Raw genomic sequence first — 1,005 nt, 5'->3', positions numbered from 1 at the left:
CAGGGCGGTCAGGACCGCGCGCGGCGCACGCCGACCCATTTACTGTGCCCCCGGCGCACGGCGAAGCCGCGCTGAGTTGCTGTCGGGGATCTTGATGGGCGAGGTCAGCTGCCGAGGGTTCGCCAGGATTTCGACCGGGGGATCCCCTGCTGGTCCAGGAAGGTCTGGAAGGCGGTCGGCGGTCTCGGTGAAGAGGCTCCCTCGGTCGCTGACCGGCCGCTGAGGCGTTCTATGTTCACGGCGATGGCTGTGAGCACGTGTTGCAGGTGGGCTTTCGGCTGTCCTCGGTAGCGGCGGTGGCGCATGCCGTGTCCGTGGGCGAACTCGTTGATGGTGCCCTCGACTCGGGAGCGGACCGCGTAGCGGGTCTTCCAGTCGGGTGTCTACTGCTCGGCGCGGACGCGGAGTTGCAGGTCGCGGAGTTCTCGTGGGGGAAGCCCACGGTCCGGGCGCTGTCGGCGGTGGTGGTGCAGCGGGTGCGTGCCGGGCATGGGCGGCACTGGCTCTTGGTGAACCGGGCCACGATCAGCGGGGCGGCGGTGGGCGAGGAGGTCGGGTCGGGGCCGTGCCAGCCCGCGCTGGCCTGGCCCTGGGGGCAGGTGACCTGTCGGCGGTCGAAGTCGATGTGGAAGTCGTCCCGGTCGAAGCCTTTGCGGTGCTGGCGGGTGAGGTTGCCCGGCAGTGGGCCGCTGACGGCGATCTGGTGTTCGCGGGCGGCTCGCTCCAAGCTTAGGGCCTCGGCTGCCCGGCCATGTCCAGTAAGTCTTGAGCCAGTCAAGGATCTAATGAGTCAGAAGTGTCAACTGAGTCCTGAGACCTCACACCACGCCCCCTGCGCTACTTCGCCCTCGACGGCACAGACCACCCCACCCACAAGGCCCAGGGCGGATCGCAGTCGGGGCAGGAACCACTTAGCTTGACTCTGACGCGTAAATATCACCAGGTCAGGGTGGGTGTGGACATGACTGTGTGCCCGGTGGCCGCGGAGGACCGCCGGGTGTTCGG

At 68.2% G+C, this 1,005-nt stretch carries 3 protein-coding genes; 1 reads left to right on the top strand and 2 read right to left on the bottom strand.

Features of this window, described 5'->3' with window-relative positions:
* Positions 1–104: 104 nt before the first annotated feature.
* Positions 105–332 carry a transposase gene (locus ABT057_RS49135; protein ID WP_352351931.1) on the bottom strand — a complete coding sequence of 76 codons (228 nt, stop codon included), beginning with the start codon at positions 330–332 and terminating at the stop codon, positions 105–107.
* Positions 236–625: a transposase gene (locus ABT057_RS49130; RefSeq protein ID WP_352351929.1), complete on the bottom strand. Its 390-nt coding sequence runs from the start codon at positions 623–625 to the stop codon at positions 236–238. Before ABT057_RS49130 ends, ABT057_RS49135 begins: the two co-directional genes overlap by 97 nt.
* Here ABT057_RS49130 and ABT057_RS49125 point away from each other — a divergent pair.
* The gene (locus tag ABT057_RS49125; protein ID WP_352351933.1) at positions 566–733 is read left to right on the top strand and encodes a hypothetical protein; all 168 of its coding nucleotides are present in this window, start codon (positions 566–568) and stop codon (positions 731–733) included. The genes ABT057_RS49130 and ABT057_RS49125 overlap by 60 nt on opposite strands.
* Positions 734–1,005 lie beyond the last annotated feature (272 nt).

The organism is Streptomyces sp. NPDC002588 (assembly GCF_040295925.1).
Lineage (GTDB): Bacteria > Actinomycetota > Actinomycetes > Streptomycetales > Streptomycetaceae > Streptomyces.
This window is presented reverse-complemented; position numbering and strand designations above follow the sequence as displayed.